Here is a 2,068-nt window from a genome sequence, read left to right as displayed (position 1 = left end):
TGAGCTATTTCCTCACCCACGCCCACGTCGCCCACGATGTAGATCGGGCAACTGCTGTAAACAATGCGCAGTTCATCAATGACGGCGGCGAAGTTATTGCAGCTCATAGCGCAGAATACGGGCAGGGCGTGCCCCATAGCGACAGATAGCGCCATGCCGGAGGAAAAGCCCTCACAGACGACCAGCGGCGCACTATGGCGAGCCTTGTCGATATTGAACGGATAGAAGCATCCTCCACGCTGAGCCCCTTTCAGGCCACGTTTTGCCCCAGTGAATGACAGCTCAGTGGCTGGATTAGGACGCCCGCAAATTATCTCGATGGTGCTCATGCCCAGCTGCAACTCGTCATCAACGCGATACAAAGGCACGATCAGGCTGTGATTCCAGTAAATTCCCTTGCTGGATGCGCCTTTTTCAAAGGTGCGCCAGTTTGCGGCTTTTACGTCATCCGGGAGCGGTAGGGGCAGTGCGGCTGCACTGCATTTGCCCTGCCAGTATGGCGACAGCGCGGGATCGAGACTGGCCTTGTTATAAATCTGCGTAGCCTGCCGGATGGCAATCTGGCGCTGCCGTTCGTCAGCCTCCAGTGCTACCCGGTGGGCCTCTTCCATTTCCCGGCGCTGTGCTTCACGTCTGGCGAGGTCTGCGGTGGTGGGCTGGTATGAGCCAAATCGCCCGGCGTTAATCTCCGGGATAAGACCAGAATCACGCAGGAACGCGCCAGCCATGGAGAACGGGCTGAGTTTTTCGAGAGACTGAGGGCGGAGAGCGGCGCGAATAAGTCCCGCGTCAGCCGGGGCTGCATTAACGCCTGACGCGCTCCAGCGCTCGCAGATAGCCTGCGCATCGCTCAGCCTAAGGATGTTAGCCCAGCAGGCGATCTGCCGTACCTGCTGCACCCATTCCATGTAAGAGGGGGCGGGCAGTACGCGGGCCAGCGCTTCATCAAACACGCCGGGCCACAACAGGAATTCATCTTTGCTCTCGCTCATTCTCAACGCTCCGGGCGTTTTTGCGCCTTGATTGTTTTTCTTAGTTCCGGGGTTAGTAGCCAGTAGCTGCCTCCCGGATATGTCCTGCCATCTGGGGGAGGTAATTTCCCCGCCGCGATCAGGTTGTCCAGGTGGCGAACGCTGATCCTCAGTAATTCAGCGAGCGCCTTTCGATAAATTTTTTTCAATGGGTTGGTCTCTACTTCAAAAGGATTTGGCCCCGAAGGGCCAGAGGTACTTTCATGCCAAAAGCATTTTGCAGGTCATAAGGGCTTATGCGGTGATGCAGGTATCTCTACCCCGGAGAGTACCGCACTGGCCTGCGCCTTTCGCTCTCACGCCCCGTAATGGGTGGAGAGCGCACCCATCTAACCCCTCGTGGCTGGGGTGTCCTTCAACAAACTGCCGTTGAAATTGGTAAGCGGTGCCCTTGTGATTGCTCCGCCGTGAGCAATATAGAAAAAATTGCGGAATTGTGTCAAGATAAAAAACACGATAAAACCAGCAATGGCGCGGCTTACGGCGTATATGACGTAATGAAAGGCGGTTATAAAAATGGATTCTCCAACACCCGAAAAACTCCAGCTTGTCGGAGCCGTCGAGGCTTACCCGGATTTGATGCCCGGCATTCTGTTTGTCACCTGCCCGGATAAAGCAAAATCATGTGTCAGTGTCAGCACCTGCCAGCGTCTTCACGACGAAACGATAAGTCGTAAGGCAGACCCTGAGGCTTGCGCCAGACCATGCTCACGATGCGCTACGGGCGTGATTTTGTGGCGCGGTGAATCTTCACGGCTACCTCCCGTTAATATTGAGCATTGCCCTCGATGCGGGAGAACAGGGAGACTTGTTGGGAAGAAGAACGGCAGCAAGGCTACACCATGGAGCGTGTGTTGCGTGTCTTGCTGGAATCGCGTCGCTGAGAACAAAAAGGGCGTTGGAGCCCGTGGGAATCCGATCATGCAGCCGCCTCTTATGGCCCCGTGGCTTATCGGTCACGTTGAGGACGGCGTGCCTGTCTGGTCAGTCTGGATTGGCGACAGCCAAAGCGAGGCCATACAGCGCCTGCTGCTGCG

1 protein-coding gene is annotated in these 2,068 nt (G+C 56.2%); it reads right to left on the bottom strand.

Annotation, left to right across the window (positions count from 1 at the left end; genetic code table 11):
- Nucleotides 1–992: primase/helicase family protein (locus M8370_RS23140; RefSeq protein ID WP_250021849.1), on the bottom strand; the 992-nt coding region annotated here is incomplete at its 3' end.
- Nucleotides 993–2,068 lie beyond the last annotated feature (1,076 nt).

The sequence above is a fragment of the Enterobacter cloacae complex sp. OE43NF genome (assembly GCF_023544405.1).
Taxonomy (GTDB): Bacteria; Pseudomonadota; Gammaproteobacteria; order Enterobacterales; family Enterobacteriaceae; genus Enterobacter; species Enterobacter cloacae.
The sequence above is the reverse complement of the archived record's forward strand: the minus strand, read 5'-3'. Positions and strand labels throughout refer to the sequence as shown.